This window comes from Siminovitchia acidinfaciens, from assembly GCF_003605385.1.
GTDB lineage: Bacteria > Bacillota > Bacilli > Bacillales > Bacillaceae_C > Siminovitchia > Siminovitchia acidinfaciens.
Window position 1 is genome coordinate 1 of sequence record NZ_QYTV02000021.1, and the last position, 2,136, is coordinate 2,136.

The 2,136-nt window shown below is 52.3% G+C and carries 2 tRNA genes and 1 rRNA gene; all 3 read right to left on the reverse strand.

Annotation, left to right across the window (positions count from 1 at the left end):
• Window positions 1–153: 153 nt before the first annotated feature.
• The 3 genes from D4T97_RS20295 to D4T97_RS20305 all read right to left on the reverse strand — a co-directional run bounded on the left by D4T97_RS20295 (window position 154) and on the right by D4T97_RS20305 (window position 2,057).
• A tRNA-Ala gene (locus D4T97_RS20295) sits at window positions 154–229 on the reverse strand.
• A 108-nt stretch (window positions 230–337) separates the two neighbouring features.
• A tRNA-Ile gene (locus D4T97_RS20300) sits at window positions 338–414 on the reverse strand.
• Between the two features lie 93 nt (window positions 415–507).
• Window positions 508–2,057: ribosomal RNA gene (locus D4T97_RS20305) — 16S ribosomal RNA — on the reverse strand.
• Between the last annotated feature and the right edge of the window lie 79 nt (window positions 2,058–2,136).

A 2,136-nucleotide genomic window follows, 5' to 3' on the forward strand; every position in this document is an offset into this window, starting at 1 on the left:
AAAAGATCAACCTAAAGGTTTTACACATTTCTTATGGTGCTCCGTAATTGGATCATCCATAAGGTGAACGATTCTCGGTTTGTTTCTTCTCTTACTTATCTGGTTTTCAAAGAACGAATATGCTCTATGCGGCATTGGCCGCGAAAGTACACATGGTGGAGCCTAGCGGGATCGAACCGCTGACCTCCTGCGTGCAAAGCAGGCGCTCTCCCAGCTGAGCTAAGGCCCCTAAAAATAGAAAAACCACATATTTAATAAACCAAATGTGGGATGGTGGGCCTGAGTGGACTCGAANTAAAAATAGAAAAACCACATATTTAATAAACCAAATGTGGGATGGTGGGCCTGAGTGGACTCGAACCACCGACCTCACGCTTATCAGGCGTGCGCTCTAACCAGCTGAGCTACAGGCCCACTTGGATTTATATAAAAGAGTTTGACCTCTCAAAACTGAACGAAACGAAAACGTCATTTCTCATTGACTCGCAGTCAATGTAGATTCCTTAGAAAGGAGGTGATCCAGCCGCACCTTCCGATACGGCTACCTTGTTACGACTTCACCCCAATCATCTGTCCCACCTTCGGCGGCTGGCTCCCAGAAGGGTTACCCCACCGACTTCGGGTGTTACAAACTCTCGTGGTGTGACGGGCGGTGTGTACAAGGCCCGGGAACGTATTCACCGCGGCATGCTGATCCGCGATTACTAGCGATTCCGGCTTCATGCAGGCGAGTTGCAGCCTGCAATCCGAACTGAGAATGGTTTTAAGGGATTCGCTGAACCTCGCGGTCTCGCTGCCCTCTGTACCATCCATTGTAGCACGTGTGTAGCCCAGGTCATAAGGGGCATGATGATTTGACGTCATCCCCACCTTCCTCCGGTTTGTCACCGGCAGTCACCTTAGAGTGCCCAACTAAATGCTGGCAACTAAGATCAAGGGTTGCGCTCGTTGCGGGACTTAACCCAACATCTCACGACACGAGCTGACGACAACCATGCACCACCTGTCACCGCTGTCCCCGAAGGGAAAGGCACATCTCTGCACCGGTCAGCGGGATGTCAAGACCTGGTAAGGTTCTTCGCGTTGCTTCGAATTAAACCACATGCTCCACCGCTTGTGCGGGCCCCCGTCAATTCCTTTGAGTTTCAGCCTTGCGGCCGTACTCCCCAGGCGGAGTGCTTAATGCGTTTGCTGCAGCACTAAGGGGCGGAAACCCCCTAACACTTAGCACTCATCGTTTACGGCGTGGAATACCAGGGTATCTAATCCTGTTCTCTCCCCACGCTTTCGCGCCTCAGCGTCAGTTACAGACCAAAGAGCCGCCTTCGCCACTGGTGTTCCTCCACATCTCTACGCATTTCACCGCTACACGTGGAATTCCGCTCTTCTCTTCTGCACTCAAGCCTCCCAGTTTCCAATGACCCTCCACGGTTGAGCCGTGGGCTTTCACATCAGACTTAAGAAGCCGCCTGCGCGCGCTTTACGCCCAATAATTCCGGACAACGCTTGCCACCTACGTATTACCGCGGCTGCTGGCACGTAGTTAGCCGTGGCTTTCTGGTCAGGTACCGTCAAGGCACCATCAGTTAAATGATGCTTGTTCTTCCCTGATAACAGAGTTTTACGACCCGAAGGCCTTCGTCACTCACGCGGCGTTGCTCCGTCAGACTTTCGTCCATTGCGGAAGATTCCCTACTGCTGCCTCCCGTAGGAGTCTGGGCCGTGTCTCAGTCCCAGTGTGGCCGATCACCCTCTCAGGTCGGCTACGCATCGTCGCCTTGGTAGGCCGTTACCCCACCAACTAGCTAATGCGCCGCGGGCCCATCTGTAAGTGACAGCAAAACCGTCTTTCAACCTCTTCCCATGCGAGAAAAGAAGTTATCCGGTATTAGCCCCGGTTTCCCGGAGTTATCCCAGTCTTACAGGCAGGTTGCCCACGTGTTACTCACCCGTCCGCCGCTGAATCCAAGGAGCAAGCTCCTCTTCATCCGCTCGACTTGCATGTATTAGGCACGCCGCCAGCGTTCGTCCTGAGCCAGGATCAAACTCTCATAAAAGTTTGTTTAGCTCATAAAGCTGGCAATGGTTCAAAACCATTGTTACATCAAATTATTGACGTTTCGTTTCGTTCAGTTT